The organism is Enterococcus hirae ATCC 9790 (assembly GCF_000271405.2).
GTDB classification, from domain to species: Bacteria; Bacillota; Bacilli; order Lactobacillales; family Enterococcaceae; genus Enterococcus_B; species Enterococcus_B hirae.
Window position 1 is genome coordinate 1,203,246 of the sequence record NC_018081.1, and the last position, 17,185, is coordinate 1,220,430.

The 17,185-nt window shown below is 37.2% G+C and carries 10 protein-coding genes and 1 pseudogene; 10 read left to right on the plus strand and 1 reads right to left on the minus strand.

Annotated features, from left to right (window positions below):
- Nucleotides 1–223 precede the first annotated feature (223 nt).
- The 6 genes from cas9 (at nt 224) to EHR_RS05835 (ending at nt 7,411) form a co-directional block, all read left to right on the plus strand.
- On the plus strand, nt 224–4,234 hold the full coding sequence (gene cas9 / locus EHR_RS05810) for a type II CRISPR RNA-guided endonuclease Cas9 (protein ID WP_010737004.1): 4,011 nt from the start codon (nt 224–226) through the stop codon (nt 4,232–4,234).
- A complete protein-coding gene (gene cas1 / locus EHR_RS05815) occupies nt 4,216–5,082 on the plus strand; it encodes a type II CRISPR-associated endonuclease Cas1 (RefSeq protein WP_010720993.1) in 867 nt (288 codons plus the stop codon). Before cas9 ends, cas1 begins: the two co-directional genes overlap by 19 nt.
- Entirely contained in the window at nt 5,079–5,423 is a 345-nt protein-coding gene (cas2, locus tag EHR_RS05820) for a CRISPR-associated endonuclease Cas2 (RefSeq protein ID WP_010720992.1), read from the plus strand. The genes cas1 and cas2 overlap by 4 nt, the downstream gene beginning before the upstream one ends.
- Entirely contained in the window at nt 5,413–6,072 is a 660-nt protein-coding gene (gene csn2 / locus EHR_RS05825; RefSeq protein WP_010737005.1) for a type II-A CRISPR-associated protein Csn2, read from the plus strand. The genes cas2 and csn2 overlap by 11 nt, the downstream gene beginning before the upstream one ends.
- A 618-nt stretch (nt 6,073–6,690) precedes the next feature.
- Entirely contained in the window at nt 6,691–7,062 is a 372-nt protein-coding gene (locus tag EHR_RS05830; RefSeq protein ID WP_010720990.1) for a DUF1622 domain-containing protein, read from the plus strand.
- On the plus strand, nt 7,052–7,411 hold the full coding sequence (locus EHR_RS05835) for a DUF1622 domain-containing protein (RefSeq protein WP_010737006.1): 360 nt from the start codon (nt 7,052–7,054) through the stop codon (nt 7,409–7,411). Before EHR_RS05830 ends, EHR_RS05835 begins: the two co-directional genes overlap by 11 nt.
- A 234-nt stretch (nt 7,412–7,645) precedes the next feature.
- Here the strand turns inward: EHR_RS05835 and EHR_RS05840 are convergent.
- Nucleotides 7,646–9,075 (minus strand): annotated as a pseudogene (locus tag EHR_RS05840) (helix-turn-helix domain-containing protein).
- Nucleotides 9,076–9,569: 494 nt separating this feature from the next.
- On the opposite strand from EHR_RS05840, the gene tdc reads away from it, so the two are divergent.
- From tdc to EHR_RS05865, 4 genes are all read left to right on the plus strand, one after another.
- Nucleotides 9,570–11,402: a tyrosine decarboxylase gene (tdc, locus tag EHR_RS05850; protein ID WP_010720987.1), complete on the plus strand. Its 1,833-nt coding sequence runs from the start codon at nt 9,570–9,572 to the stop codon at nt 11,400–11,402.
- A 315-nt stretch (nt 11,403–11,717) separates the two neighbouring features.
- Nucleotides 11,718–13,148: an amino acid permease gene (locus EHR_RS05855; protein WP_010737008.1), complete on the plus strand. Its 1,431-nt coding sequence runs from the start codon at nt 11,718–11,720 to the stop codon at nt 13,146–13,148.
- Between the two features lie 16 nt (nt 13,149–13,164).
- Nucleotides 13,165–14,484 carry an amino acid permease gene (locus tag EHR_RS05860; protein WP_010737009.1) on the plus strand — a complete coding sequence of 440 codons (1,320 nt, stop codon included), beginning with the start codon at nt 13,165–13,167 and terminating at the stop codon, nt 14,482–14,484.
- Between the two features lie 109 nt (nt 14,485–14,593).
- Nucleotides 14,594–17,137 carry an HAD-IC family P-type ATPase gene (locus EHR_RS05865; protein WP_010737010.1) on the plus strand — a complete coding sequence of 848 codons (2,544 nt, stop codon included), beginning with the start codon at nt 14,594–14,596 and terminating at the stop codon, nt 17,135–17,137.
- Nucleotides 17,138–17,185 lie beyond the last annotated feature (48 nt).

Genomic DNA, 17,185 nt, shown 5'->3' on the forward strand with positions numbered 1-17,185 from the left:
AGCACCGAGACAGTGCTTGCTTTAAAAGCTGATAACGGACAATGCCTTATTTTAACTCGCTATGTTGATTTGAATGCTACCAACAAATTGATTATAGCATAATACCAAAGAGTTACAAGTAGAAAAAGAAAATCACTTTGTCTAACTATTCATGATGGTTGGCAATTGTAAAGAAGACAACTTGCTAAGTTGTGTAAATGTTAAAAGAAGGGATGGATAGTGAATGACAAAGGACTATACGATTGGTTTAGATATAGGAACCAATTCTGTGGGCTGGGCGGTACTAACAGATGATTATCAATTAATGAAAAGGAAAATGAGCGTTCACGGAAATACTGAAAAAAAGAAAATCAAAAAAAATTTTTGGGGCGCACGATTATTTGATGAAGGTCAAACAGCGGAGTTTAGAAGAACTAAGCGAACGAATCGCCGAAGATTGGCTCGCAGAAAATATCGACTCAGCAAATTACAAGATCTTTTTGCTGAAGAACTCTGCAAACAAGATGATTGCTTTTTTGTACGTTTGGAAGAAAGCTTCTTAGTTCCAGAAGAAAAACAATACAAACCAGCATCGATTTTCCCCACGTTAGAGGAAGAAAAAGAATATTATCAAAAATATCCGACAATCTATCATTTGCGCCAAAAGTTAGTCGATTCAACGGAAAAAGAAGATCTCCGTTTGGTTTATCTGGCATTGGCTCATCTATTGAAATATCGTGGTCATTTTTTGTTTGAAGGAGACTTGGATACGGAGAATACCTCTATTGAAGAAAGTTTTCGTGTTTTTTTAGAACAGTATAGCAAACAATCAGATCAACCACTGATCGTTCACCAACCCGTTTTAACTATTTTGACAGATAAATTATCGAAGACGAAAAAAGTGGAAGAAATCCTCAAATATTATCCTACAGAAAAAATCAACAGCTTTTTTGCTCAATGTTTAAAATTGATCGTTGGGAATCAAGCGAACTTTAAACGTATATTTGATTTGGAAGCAGAAGTAAAACTCCAATTTTCAAAGGAAACCTATGAAGAAGATCTGGAGTCTTTGTTAGAAAAAATCGGTGATGAGTACCTAGATATCTTTTTGCAAGCAAAGAAAGTCCATGATGCGATCTTATTATCAGAGATTATTTCTTCAACTGTCAAACATACGAAAGCAAAACTATCTTCAGGGATGGTCGAACGGTATGAACGGCATAAAGCTGATTTGGCAAAATTCAAACAATTCGTGAAAGAAAACGTACCGCAAAAAGCAACGGTTTTTTTCAAAGATACCACCAAAAATGGTTATGCTGGTTATATCAAAGGAAAAACAACTCAAGAAGAATTTTATAAATTCGTCAAAAAAGAGCTAAGTGGGGTAGTAGGAAGTGAGCCTTTTCTAGAAAAAATCGATCAAGAAACCTTTTTATTGAAACAACGTACTTATACCAATGGGGTTATTCCTCATCAAGTACATCTAATAGAATTGAAAGCGATCATTGATCAACAAAAACAACATTATCCATTTCTAGAAGAAGCAGGACCAAAAATCATTGCGTTATTCAAATTTCGAATCCCTTATTATGTCGGTCCTTTGGCAAAAGAACAAGAGGCTAGTTCTTTTGCTTGGATCGAGCGGAAAACAGCTGAAAAAATCAATCCGTGGAATTTTTCAGAAGTCGTAGATATCGAAAAATCAGCGATGCGTTTTATTCAAAGAATGACAAAGCAAGATACGTATTTACCGACAGAAAAAGTACTTCCTAAAAATAGCTTACTTTATCAAAAATATATGATTTTCAATGAACTAACCAAAGTGAGCTATAAAGATGAACGAGGTGTGAAACAGTATTTTTCAGGTGATGAGAAACAGCAGATTTTTAAACAGTTGTTTCAAAAAGAGCGAGGAAAAATCACTGTCAAAAAATTACAAAACTTTTTGTATACGCATTACCATATTGAAAATGCCCAGATTTTTGGTATTGAAAAAGCATTTAATGCTTCGTATAGCACGTATCATGATTTTATGAAATTAGCAAAAACAAACCAAAAAGCCATGCAAGAGTGGTTGGAACAGCCCGAAATGGAACCGATTTTTGAGGATATCGTAAAAATACTCACCATTTTTGAAGACCGTCAAATGATTAAACATCAATTAAGTAAGTATCAAGAGGTCTTCGGTGAAAAGTTGCTCAAAGAATTTGCAAGAAAACATTACACTGGCTGGGGAAGATTCTCAGCTAAATTGATCCATGGCATCAGAGATCGAAAAACGAATAAAACGATCCTTGATTATCTAATCAACGATGATGACGTTCCGGCTAACCGTAACCGTAATTTGATGCAGCTGATCAATGATGAGCATTTATCTTTTAAAGAAGAAATTGCAAAAGCAACGGTGTTTTCTAAACATAAATCATTAGTTGACGTCATACAAGACTTACCAGGAAGTCCGGCGATCAAAAAAGGAATTTGGCAAAGTCTTAAAATCGTGGAAGAACTGATTGCGATCATTGGATACAAACCAAAGAATATCGTGATCGAAATGGCAAGAGAAAACCAAAAAACGCATCGGACGAGCCCACGTCTTAAAGCTTTAGAAAATGGGTTGAAACAGATAGGAAGCACGTTATTAAAAGAACAGCCAACAGATAACAAAGCGCTCCAAAAAGAACGGTTGTACCTGTACTATTTGCAAAATGGCAGAGATATGTATACGGGAGAACCGCTAGAAATCGAGAATCTTCACCAATACGAAGTGGATCATATAATACCGAGAAGTTTTATTGTGGATAATTCTATTGATAACAAGGTGTTAGTTGCTAGTAAACAAAATCAAAAGAAGCGCGACGATGTGCCGAAAAAACAAATAGTCAACGAGCAACGGATCTTTTGGAATCAACTGAAAGAAGCCAAATTGATTAGTCCAAAAAAATATGCGTATTTAACCAAAATTGAACTGACACCAGAGGATAAAGCCCGTTTTATTCAGCGGCAATTAGTCGAAACGAGACAAATCACGAAACATGTTGCGAATATTTTACATCAATCGTTTAATCAGGAAGAGGAAGGAACAGATTGTGATGGGGTACAGATTATTACGCTAAAAGCAACATTGACGAGCCAATTCAGACAAACTTTTGGGCTTTATAAAGTACGTGAGATCAATCCACATCATCATGCGCATGATGCGTATTTAAATGGTTTTATTGCGAATGTTTTGTTAAAACGGTACCCTAAATTAGCACCTGAATTTGTCTATGGAAAGTATGTCAAATATAGTTTAGCAAGAGAAAATAAAGCTACCGCTAAAAAAGAATTTTATTCCAATATTTTAAAGTTCCTTGAATCAGACGAACCGTTTTGCGATGAAAATGGGGAAATTTATTGGGAAAAAAGCCATCATCTCCCACGGATCAAAAAAGTTCTTAGCTCCCATCAAGTGAATGTAGTGAAAAAAGTCGAACAACAAAAAGGTGGTTTCTATAAGGAAACGGTCAATTCAAAAGAAAAACCTGATAAACTGATCGAACGGAAAAATAATTGGGATGTGACGAAGTACGGTGGTTTTGGAAGTCCAGTCATTGCCTATGCCATTGCGTTTGTTTATGCCAAAGGGAAGACACAAAAGAAAACCAGGGCAATTGAAGGAATTACCATCATGGAACAAGCGGCTTTTGAAAAAGATCCGACTACATTTTTAAAAGAAAAAGGCTTTCCTCAGGTGACAGAGTTTATCAAATTGCCAAAATATACCTTGTTTGAGTTTGATAATGGGCGCAGAAGATTCCTGGCAAGTCACAAGGAGTCGCAAAAAGGGAATCCTTTCATCTTATCGGACCAATTAGTAACCTTGTTATACCATGCGCAACATTATGACAAAATCACCTATCAAGAAAGTTTTGATTACGTCAATACTCATCTTTCTGATTTCTCAGCCATCTTAACCGAAGTTCTCGCTTTTGCAGAAAAGTATACACTTGCGGATAAAAATATAGAGCGAATTCAAGAACTCTATGAAGAAAACAAATATGGAGAGACTTCGATGATCGCACAATCCTTTTTGCAGTTGTTACAGTTCAATGCGATAGGTGCTCCAGCAGACTTTAAATTTTTCGGAGTAACGATCCCTCGAAAACGTTATACCAGCTTAACGGAGATTTGGGATGCTACGATCATTTACCAGTCGGTCACTGGTTTATACGAAACGAGGATAAGGATGGGTGACTTATGGGCTGGCGAACAGTAGTAATCAATACCCATTCTAAACTGACTTATGCAAATAATCATCTGGTGTTTAAAAATGCGCAACAAACGGAAAAAATCCATTTGTCTGAGATCGATATCCTTATTTTAGAAACAACCGATATCACGATCACGACAATGTTGTTGAAGCGTTTAACAGATGAAAAAATCTTAGTGATATTTTGCGATGACAAGCGATTGCCGTCATCGCAATTATTTTCCTATTATGGGCGACATGATAGTAGTTTGCAGTTATCTAAACAAATTCAGTGGGAATCGGACTTGAAGGGCGTAGTTTGGACAACGATCATTGCCCAAAAGATCCATAACCAATGTCGTTTTTTACAAGAAAATGATTTTGTTGAAAAGGCATCTGCGCTTTCCAAATTATCAGAAGAATTGGAAACATTTGATCCGACGAATCGTGAAGGGCATGCGGCAAGAATCTACTTTCAAACGTTGTTTGGTAATCAATTCACGCGGGAGGAGTCGAATGAAATCAATGCGGGGTTAGATTATGGTTATACGCTGCTAATGAGTTTGTTTGCAAGAGAAATCGTTAAAAATGGTTGTATGACACAATTCGGTTTAAAACATGCGAACCAATTTAATGATTTTAATCTAGCAAGTGACTTGATGGAACCATTTCGTCCGCTAGTTGATCAAATTGTTTATACATATCGTGATCAACCTTTCCCAATTATCAAAAGAAGGCTGTTTGATTTGTTTTCACAAAAGTATTTATATGGGAAAAAAGAAATGTTCTTAACGAATATCGTGACGGATTACACCAATAAAACGATTAAAACATTGAATAATGAAGGGAAAGGAGTTCCTTATTTCGGAATATGAGTTATCGTTACATGAGAATGTTATTAATGTTTGATCTGCCGACAGAGACGAGCGATGATCGAAAAGTTTATCGAAGGTTCAGAAAGTTTTTACTGAGTGAAGGCTTTATCATGCATCAATTTTCAGTATATAGTAAGTTGTTGTTGAACGGTACTGCTAATCAAGCGATGCTCGGTCGATTAAAAGCCCATCATCCTAAAAAGGGCTTAGTTACCTTACTAACGGTCACTGAAAAACAATTTTCACGAATGGTTTATTTGTGTGGGGAAAAAGACCTGAGTCCAGCTAATTCAGACGAACGAGTCATTTTTTTAGGAGAGGATGTGGAGGATGAACCTTAACTTTTCTTTATTAGAACAACCGATAAGCTTTGAAAAAGCGCTGATTTTTGTAATTGAAGATGTGGAAGTTTTTTCAAAAGTCGTTCATGGAGTTTACCAGTATGGTGAAAATAGCATGTTAAAGTTTTTCAATGATAAATTACAGCTACTCAAACCATCAGAATTGATAGTTGTGACGGATATCTTAAGTTTTGATAGCCAAGCTCCGACTACATTGAAGCTGATCTATGCTGACTTAGAGCAACAATTAAATGAAAACATCGAACTAAAATCAAGGATTGATCAATTAACCACCAAGGTTCAGGAATGGATTAGTGAGGAACTCTTAGAACATGAATTAGATTTAGTCTGTGAAGAAATGAGTATGGTTGAGCTATTCAAAGCATTAAAAATAAGAATTACGACGCAACCAGAATCAATCTTTCAAAAAATAATGGAGATTTTACAGATTTATAAGTATCTAGTGAAAAAGAAATGCTTGGTTTTTATCAATGTTGGAGCGTACTTAACAACCACAGAAATGGCTGAACTACAGGAATATATTTCTTTGTGTCATATGCCTGTCCTTTTTATCGAACCAGGAAAAATAAAAGGATTGAAGCAAACTGTTTTAGATCAAGACTATTTTTTGTGTGAAGAAATGTGGTAAAATAAGAACAATCAAAATAACAAAAAACAGCATGAATGAGCATTCAAGACGAAAGTTTTGCTATGGACGAGTAGCGCGATTACGAGATTTCGTGAGAAAAAAATTTTTCTGCGAGGTTTTAGAGCTATGTTGTTTTGAATGCTTCCAAAACTTTCGCAAGCTCTAACCACTCGTCGTCGTTGTTTTAGAGCTATGTTGTTTTGAATGTTTCCAAAATGTAGAAGCGTTGTGCTTTACTCGATCGCTGTTTTAGTTTTGTGTTATTTTGAGTGCTGACCTCATCAACTATGATAAGAGGTAGCTTTAGAGTTATGTTGTTTTGAATGAATGAAGATGCCTACTTTATCATGAAAAGTAGGCTCTTTTTTTACTTATATATAGGAAAGTGTCTTCAGTTGTTGAATCTGCTAAGTTTTGATCATTGAAAGGGGGAATCGTGCCTTTTAAAAATGAATGGGTATGTTTACGGAACAGGACACAATTGTTCAGTCTTATCAACATTGAAACGAATTCATTTTCTCAAAGAAAAGATGAGTTGCTAATTTCGTGCTTTTTCTCTATCATCAAACAGTAGGCATTTGTTCGTGAACTAAAATGAATGTGAGAGGGGACAGTGAGATGTTTGATACAAATTTGATAACTTATTTGGACTGGTTGATCGCAATTTTGAATATTGCTTCAATCATTATTTTGCTGGTAGGGATTTTTTTAGTCTTAAAAAATCTTTTTGACTGGCACCCACTGAAAAAAGACTACGAACAGCGTAATTTCCGAAATGCGGAAGTACGCAAATTATTGGCTAGTTATATTTTGCTGAGTCTAGAGGTGCTAGTGGTAGCAGATATCATTGAATCAGTTATCAAACCAACTTGGACAGATATTTTAAAATTAGCAGTGATCATCATTATTCGAACGATTATTTCCTATTTCTTGAATTTAGAAACACAAGATAAAAAGCAAGTAAAGGTAGGAACACATAATGGAAATTAATTTGATCGAGAAACTTGCCCCTTATTTGGAACAATTAGTCATCATATTAGACGTTTTTGCTATTTTAATCATTCTCTGGGGTGCCTGGTTAGCTATCAAAGATTTTCTCTACTTTTCTTTTACGGAACGAAGAATCAAAGCAGAGCGGATTAACCAAAACAATGCAATCAAAAAAATGTTAGGTGGCTATATCTTGTTGAGTTTAGAAGTCCTGATCTCAGCTGGTATCATTGAGTCCATTATCAAACCAACCTTGGAAGATGTCTTCCAGTTAGCTGCTTTGGTTGTGATCCGAACGATCATTTCGTTCTTTTTAAATAAAGAAATCGGCTCGGATGCACGACAATAAGTTATAAGTATCACTCAATTAGTTTATTATGGCGCGCCAACGTAGAAACATTTGCAATATAGAAAAAATCTCAAAACGACTTTCCATGTTTTGAGATTTTTTGTTTTGCTTTTTAATTGCCTAACATCAGCCATTTTACAGAACGAACGTTATTAAACAGTTGTTCTAACAACTTGGTTTCTTCACTGGAAGCTGGCTTTCAGCGAAGCATACGCCGTTTTTTCCCAACACGGCTTATCGAACTGCTTGAACTGCCCAGACAATCGATTTTTCAATTGTGTCTACGGAAACGGGAACAATTGTCGGAAACTGTTCTGCTTCTGGCGTATAGAGAGTTTTTTCACATAAAATCCGAGTGTTTTCTTGTTGTGCAGCACTTTTTATCGCTTCGTCTAAGTGCTGATAAACAACGGGATCGACTTCCATATCGAAAGTAGTGACGGACTCTAAGGCTTCTCGGTAAATCAGATATTTTACGTCTGAGTTGGTAACGATACGGACGTGGAGTTTTGTTTTATTAATGCGTAAAATGCCACTTAATTCAATAACGAAAGCGTCCAAACAATTGATTTTAAGTCGTAGTCTATAAGGTAATTGGGCTAACCATTGGTTGAATAAAGGCTGTATTTCGGCTAATAAGGATTGCTGTTCTGGGGACAGAAGATAAAATTTTTCAGGTACAAAGAGTTGATAATTATCCCATGCGGTGCGCATCAAACGAATTAAAGCGCGTTCGAATGCTCGGTTACCGATGAATTTTCGATTGAAATAGCTTTCAAACTGGGTAATCAGTTGCTTGATTGATTGGCTATCTTCAATGAAAACTTGATGGAGGTGACAGAAGTCTTCTTCGATTGCTTGGTAAGAATTGAAGCCATAATCACTGAGATTAAATAAGATCAAAGCAAAGTATACTTCATTTTCTTGATAATAATGTTTTAGTTTAGTTGTATGCCATGCATCCATCACATATTGATAAATGGGGCGTTTTTGAAGTTCGGATATAAAATCTTGTTCAATCGATAAGGGATGCTTTTTTTGAGACAAATAGCTGATCAACAATCCAATACGTAAGATCTCACGGTTGTCTTTATCGTAGATACGCCTACTATTAAAGGTTACCGATTCGATAAATTCATCTATTGCCAGGAAGTAGTCTGCTGGAAGTGTTGGGATCTTCAAGGTGCCCGTTCGATAAGTCACATTCAATAATAATAAACGACGTTCGATCTCCGTAAATCGTGGAGAGTGGTGTTGGATTTGAATGTCACAATCTTCAAAATAAGCAAGTACTTGTTTTTTAATGAATACGCTTTGCTAACAGAAATATACTCGATTTCAGTCAGTTGGAGATAATCAGGTTCATTTTCAAGATATAACTGACAAGTTTTAAGAAATAAAGAAGGGCGTGCTAATTTTTGTATCAGGCGAAAACGAGGGATCGTAGGATCAAAATACAAGGAACAAGTATCTTTTTCTCGGTGGCTATAGATGATCTCATCCTTGAGTTCAGTTCGAATCGCTTTGATGTCATTGAGTAACGTTGTTTTGCAGACTTGTAATAAATGGGATAGTTCGTCTAAATCGATTTCTTTTTTGTGATAGAATTGACCGCAAAGAAATAACTGGCGTAAAATATTTTTTTCCAAATAGTCTTCAAACATTAAAACTCCTCCGCTTTGTAGATGGTTGAACAATGTATTATTCATTATGCCATGATTTAAAGTTTAAAACACCTTTATTTTTTTCATATGAATGAAAAAGCTTGTGATGACAAGCTTTTTTGTTATAAAACGATGTTTTATAAAAATATAAAGAGAAAAAATTCTTGTGAAAAAAATACAATAAAAGTAAAAAATGGATGAGTAAACGGATAAATAAAATAATTATTTTTTTAATATACGTATTTATTTTTAAACACACTTAAGAAACGACAGTTTTTTATCTCATGTTTTTATAAAATATTCGTTATTATGAGTAGAAAATTCTGAAAAATCAGACTTTCTTTATTTTTTTCTAAAAAAAGGGGTTATTTTACAATGTTATAAAAAAAATTATCTCATTTTTTGTTCTATAGTCAGTAGTGTGATACAGATGGATGGTTTCATCTGCAGTTACAAAATCGTTGGCCAACGAGAACAATATGGAGGTAATAGACATGAAAGATATGGATATCAAAGCCGTCTTTATTGGCGACAAATCAGAAAATGGCGCATTTTACAAAATGCAATTGAACAAGATGGTCGATGAACATTTAGGTTGGAGAGAGAATTATCTTCCTGGTGACGTTGCAGCCATTAGTGAAGCCGACAAACAAGCACCTCGATATATCGCCACTCGTGAGCATATGGTGGAAGTTTTGGATGAAGTCAGTCAACGGATGCGTGCAGGATCGATCCCTTGGCATTCTGCTGGGCGTTATTGGGGTCAAATGAACGCTGAGACATTGATGCCTGCCTTGCTTGCTTATAACTTTGCTATGCTTTGGAATCCGAATAATGTGGCATTGGAATCTTCTATGGCAACTTCACAAATGGAGGCAGAAGTAGGACAAGATTTTGCTGATTTATTCAATATGACCGGTGGCTGGGGCCATATTACAGCAGATGGCTCGATCGCAAACCTTGAAGGTCTTTGGTATGCACGTTGTATCAAATCTATTCCCCTTGCAGTGAAGGAAGTTTATCCTGAAAAAGTCAAAGATAAAACAGATTGGGAACTATTGAATCTTTCTGTCGAAGAAATCTTAGAAATGGTTGGAACCTTCAGTGATGAAGAATTAGATGCTGTCAAAGCAGCTTCATCTCGTAGTGGGAAACACCTCCAAGAACTTGGCAAATGGTTAGTGCCACAAACGAAGCATTATTCATGGATGAAAGCTTTAGACATTTGCGGGATTGGGTTAGATCAAATGATCGCTATCCCAGTTCAAGAAGATTATCGTATGGATGTTGCTATTTTAGAAAAAACGATCCGTGAATTAGCCGCACAAAAAATTCCAGTCCTAGGTGTGGTAGCGGTCGTTGGGACTACGGAAGAAGGCCAAGTGGATAGTGTAGATAAAATCGTCGAATTGCGAGAAAAATTATACAAAGAAGGAATTTATTTCTATCTTCACGTTGACGCAGCTTATGGCGGATATGCACGTGCATTGTTCTTAAATGAAGCAGGCGAGTTTGTACCTTATGAATCTCTGCCAGACTTTTTTGAAGAACATCATGTATTTAATTATGATGTTTCCATTGATCAAAGTGTTTACGATGGGTTCAAAGCAATCTCTGAGGCAGATTCGGTCACGATCGATCCGCATAAAATGGGCTATGTTCCTTATGCTGCTGGAGGTATCGTAATCAAACACAAAGAAATGCGTAACATTATTTCCTATTTTGCTCCTTATGTTTTTGAAAAATCAGTAAAAGCACCGGACATGTTAGGCGCCTATATTTTAGAAGGATCAAAAGCCGGGGCAACGGCTGCTGCTGTTTGGACTGCTCATCGTGTATTGCCATTGAACATTACTGGTTATGGTCAATTGATTGGTGCCTCGATTGAAGCAGCTCAACGATTCCGAGCATTTTTAGAACAATTGAGCTTTACCATCAAAGGGAAAACGATTGAAGTTTATCCTTTGAATCATCCAGATTTTAATATGGTCAATTGGGTATTTAAAGTCAAAGGATGCACGGATTTAAAAACGATCAATGAATTGAATGAAAAAATGTTCAATCGTTCTTCTTATATGGAAGGGGATGTTTATAGTGAACATTTCATTACTTCACATACGACCTTTATGAAAGAAGAATATGGAGATTCCCCACTTCCTTTCATTGAACGGATAGGTCTTTCGAAAGAAGAATGGCAAAAAGAACAAAAAGTGACATTGCTAAGAGCGGCAATTATGACACCATATCTTAATGATGACAAGATTTTCGAGTTCTATACGCAAGGCATTACCAAAGCCATGGAAAAAACACTCAATGAAATCTTATAACAATAAAAATTAACCGATAAACTGTCTAGTGAAGAACGGTGTTACAGGAAGCTATGATCAAAGAAGATAGATGATGCACGTTGAATTGTTGTATTCAGAGTAGAAAGAGTGGATGTTCAAACGCTTTTCCGATTCAAGATATCAAGATTATGTCAAACTCAGATAGTTGAAGACTAGTGAGTAATCGGGTAAACGCAAGCAGTTCTTTTTCAAAATGAAGTACTGCCATTAATTTTTTTCGTTCATAGCTTTTCCCCCCTGTAACGTTCAAATTAGATAGTTTATTCTGTGTTGATGGAAAGAAGGAAAATAACAATGACAGATTCGAAAACTTCACAAATCACTACACTGACATTCATCGGTATGACTTGTGCCTTAGTTGCTAGTGTTCGGAACATTCCTGATGTTGCAGCCACGGGTTGGACGATGCTTTTCTATATGCTTGTAGCGGTATTATTTTATGCTTTTCCTATTTCGTTGATCTCAGGTGAATTTGCTGGGATGTTTCCCCAAAAAGGTGGACCAGAACTCTGGGTCTCAAATTCTTTAGGACGAAAATGGGGCTTTGTTGTCTCATGGCTTTTATGGGTCCAAATGTTTCCAGGGATGGTGATGGTCGCTTCAGCGCTAGCACCTTTATTGGGTAATATGATTGATAACGTTCCTTTAGGGTTGAACAGTAAATTTACTTTGATCGTTATTCTAGTCGTGTATTGGATCATTACATTATTAAATTTGAAATTTGATATGGCTAAAATTGGTGGGAAGATCGGTGTTTGGTTAGGTCTATATATTCCATTAGCAATTATGCTTCTTTTAGGTATTTTTTCATGGATCAAAGTCGGTATCCAACCACATGCAACATTAGGTCATTTTTCTTGGGCTAAATTGATCCCTGATGCAGAAACAGCGAAATCATTCGTTTACTTTGCACCAATCATGTTTATCTTTACGGGGATCGAGATGTCATCTGTCTACATCACCCGTTTGAAAAATCCTGTAAAAACTTATACTAAAGGGATCTTTGCTGCATTGATTTTTCTCTTCTTTGTGAATACGTTGAATGCGTTAGTCGTAGCAAATGTGGTACCTAAAGGCCAAATGGAGTTGAATAATATTGCGCAATCCATTTCAATCTATTGTCAGATTCTAGGATTACCACATATCATCGTTAATATTTTCAGTCTATTAGTCTTTGTAGGTGTAGCTGTCCAATTATCTGCATGGGCTTCAGGACCAGCCAAAACAGTCACTGCAAGTGCGAGAAAAGGAGCATATCCACCAAAATTCAATTTTTGGAAAACGAACCAATTTGATGTGTCAAAATCAGTAATCTTAACACAATCAACGATTATTTCGATCTTTGCTTTGTTTTATTTGTTGATACCAGGTGTCAATCAGGCATTTCTGATGTTAGTGAACTCCACGACAGTGATTTATTGTATTGTATATGTCATTATGGGGATTGCTATTTTGAAATTAAGAAAAGCCAAACCTGAACTTGCCCGACCATTTAGAATCGGTAAAAAAGGTGGTAAGGGTGATTTAGGTGCATGGATCGTTGTACTTGTTCTTTTTGCAGCAATTGGCTGTTCGGTAGGTTTGACGATGCAAGCTGGAACGTTGATCAACTTTTTCGCAGTAACGGTGATTAGTTTGATCTTATTCATTGCCCCATTATGTATTGATAAAATCAGAAAACCATCATGGGAACAAGAAGTCCAACAAAAATTGAATCAAGAATAAAGAAAAGGTGAGTAAGATGGAAAGAACCACAATGAAGAAAACTTTGACGAACCGGAATATCCAGATGATTGCGCTAGGAGGTGCGATCGGGACTGGACTATTCTTAGGTTCTGCCAAAGCAATCAAGTTGGCGGGACCTGCTGTCTTGCTTACTTATTTTGTTTGCGGCCTCGCTATTTATGGGTTGATGTATGCGATGGGTGAGCTCTTTTTATCCAATAATGAGTTTCAATCGATCGGCGATTTCATCCAATACTATTTAGGCGAACGATGGGCATTTTTAGTCAACTGGACGTATTGGTTATGTTGGATGGGTGCTGGATTGACCGAATTGACAGCGATTGGTTTATATATCCGCTTTTGGTTACCAGCACTCTCTCCCTTAATCAGTGGGATCTTCGCACTTATTGCCTTAGTGATCATTAACGTAGTTGCGGTTCGTTGGTTTGGTGAGTTGGAATCCTTGTTTTCAACTATCAAGATTTTTGGGATTTTATTATTTATTCTTTTAGGGATTGGCGTTTGCTTTTTGTACTTCAAGTCACCAAGAATTGGTGTCAGAGAAAATTTTGATCAGCTCCAAACCATTTTTCCATTTGGACTAACCGGCTTAGTTGCTGCTTTTCCAATGGTTTTATTTAGTTTTGCCGGAGTTGAAATGATCGGTTTAACGGTGGGCGAAACAGCAGATCCACAGAAAAACCTTAAAAAAGCGATCCAATGTTTACCCGCACGTATCCTCTTTTTCTATATTGGAACGATCGTGGCGATTTTGTTAGTCGTTCCTTGGCAATCTTTAGATTTAAAAGAAAGTCCGTTGGTCACGATGTTACAGTTCATTCATTGTAGCAAAGGGGCAGGAGTCATCAACTTGATCATCTTGGTTGCTTCCCTTTCTTCCACGAATAGTGCCATTTATAGTACGAGTCGTATCTTATATAATACGGCAAAAGAAAAAAATCTTTCCAAATGGTTTCTAACATTATCTTCTCGAGGTGTGCCCTTGCACGGTATCTTATTTACTGGAGGCATGTTTTTATTAGGACTTTGTTTACACTTTTTTGTATCAGATAGTCGGATTTTATTTCAATTACTTGCAGGCATGACCACGATTTCGTTCTTATTTGTCTGGTCAGCTATTTTATTTGCCCATCTAAAATTAACGAAAAGTCAGTTGAAAAAATGGAAAGATCGACTCATTCTATGTTTTTTTGGTTTGGTAGGAATCAGTTTGTTTTTTGAACCAACTACTCGTGTGATTCCCGTAGTTTCCGTTGTTTGGTTTGGTGCCTTGAACTTGATCTATCAACGGATTCGTCAGACCTCTCCAAAATGATTCGATATTTTTCCCCTATTTTTTTCAGGGCCCTCTGAAATAATTGACGTTAAATCAAGTCTCTCCTACCTATAATAAAAGTATCACAACCGAAAGAGGAGGGATTGCGATGGTCTGGTATAAAGAAACAGCCCAAGAAGTGATGAAGACACTCAAAACGACTCCAGATGGGCTAAACCAAGATGAGCGTATCAGTCGTTTAAAAGAAAACGGCTATAATCATATAGAAGTAAAAAAGAAAGTTAGTCCATTACGAAAGTTTTTGAAGCATTTGACAGAATTATTGATGATTATCTTATTGGTTGCTTCTTTGTTAAAATTTTTTACAGGAGAAGTGATTGAAGGCAGTATTATTCTGGCAGTCGTTCTCGTCAATAGTTTTGTTGGTTATTGGCAAGAGCGAAAGGCTGAGGAAGCGTTAAACGGCTTAGAAAAACTTTTAGGACAGAACGCGGTGATTTTCACAGAAGGGATCAAAGAATTGGTTCCAGCTAAGGAATTAGTACCAGGTGATTTGTTAGCGTTGAAAGCAGGCGATGTTATACCTGCAGACGTTCGCTTGATTGAGGTCCATGACTTCATGGTAGAAGAAGCCGCATTGACGGGGGAGTCGGAAGCAGTTGAAAAGACTAGCGAACGATTGACGACAACTGTCTCAACCGGAGATCAGAAGAATCTGGCATTTTCTGGTACCTTAGTTCAAACAGGGACTGCGATTGGTGTGGTCATCGAAACGGGAGATACCACTGAAATCGGGAAAATCAATCAGGCACTACAATCAGTCCAACAACAAACTACACCACTCGTTAAAAAGATCAACCAACTAAACAAGCAGATCTTTCGTGGGATTCTTTTCCTTAGCTTGTTCTTACTCTTTTTCACGACATTTAGATATGGCTTGGAAATGAACTTCTTATTTTCAACGATTATTGCTTTGATCGTTTCGATGATCCCGGAAGGTTTACCAGCAGTACTCACGATGATCCTTTCTTTAGGTGTGAACGAAATGGCTAAAGAGCAAGCGATCATTAAAGGCTTGCCTTCTGTGGAAACTCTTGGCTCTATGACCGTGATTTGTTCGGATAAAACAGGAACCCTGACAAAAAACGAAATGAGTGTTGTCGAAACAGTGACGGATCAAGAAGAAACCATGTTGGCAATCATGAAAAACTGCCAAGAGATCCAAACCAAAGCAAATCAAAACGTGACCGAATTAACAGGAAACCCGACCGAACTTGCTTTACTACGTTACACGGCAAAAGCATCACTACCTTTGGAGCCAGTCAAAGGAAAAATCCCATTTAGTTCAAGCTATAAATACATGGCAACAATGCATGACAAACAGGAACATGCGATTGTTTATGTCAAAGGGGCACCAGAAGTATTACTAGCAAAAGCGAACTTGACACCGAAACAAGTCGGAAAATGGCAAGAGGAAGCGATGAAACTCGCCCAAAAAGGACAACGAGTCTTAGGCTTTGCTTATAAGACACTTGCTCCTGATCAAGAATTGGGACATGATCAATTGAATGAACTGACCTTTGTAGGGATTGCAGGAATTATCGATCCACCAAAAGAGAGTGCGATCCGAGCAGTCAAAGAATGTCAAAATGCAGGGATCTCGGTGAAAATGATCACAGGAGACCATAAAGACACTGCGCAGGCAATTGCTGAACAAATCGGTCTCAAACACACAAAAAACGTGTTAGAAGGAATTGACATTGATCGTTTATCCGATGAAGAACTAGCGAAACAAGTGAAATCAGTAGATGTATTTGCCCGAACGACACCGGAACACAAGTTACGGATCGTGGATGCTCTTCAAAAAAATGAAGAAATCGTTGGAATGACGGGTGACGGTGTGAATGATGCGCCAGCTTTGAAGCGTGCTGATGTAGGAATCGCTATGGGAATCAAAGGGAGTGAAGTGAGCAAGCAGGCAGCGGACAGGGTACTGGGTGATGATAATTTCCATACGATCGCTAAAGCGGTCAAAGAAGGGCGGAGGATTCTCGACAATCTTCAAAAAACAATCAATTTTTTCTTACCAACAGCTTTAGCCCAAGGACTGGTCATTATTTGGGCACTACTCGTTAACCAGCCGTTACCACTGACACCTGTCCAAATTTTATGGGTGAACATGGTTACTACGATCACGTTATCCTATGCTTTAGGATTTGAAAAAGCTGGTAAGGACACGATGAGTCGCTCACCGAGAGATCCAAAGCAAGGGATTCTCACCCGCTACAGTGTGTTCCGAATCTTTTATGTGTCATTGCTGATCATGATTCCTGCTTATTTACTAGCAATGAGCTTTGAAGGACAAGCGCTCCAACAAACCATGCTCTTACAAAATATCGTAGCTGCTCAAGCTGTGTATATGATCAATTGCCGCGAGTTACTTGATCCTTCATTGAATCGTAGTTTATTTGAAAACAAAGCGTTGTTCTTGTCACTCGGGATGTTGGTCCTCTTGCAAGCAGGAGTGATTTACTTACCGATCGCACAACAGCTAATTGGGACAACAAGTCTTTCCCTGACAGAGCAACTACCGATCTTACTAAATATTCTAATACTTTTTGTAATCGTTGAGATCGAAAAGCGGATCAGTAAGATGATCGCCAAAAAAAGAAATGCTGAGTTACCCACGTAAAAAGTACCACCACAAACAGGAAATAAAAGCTTATAAACGTACTCTTTG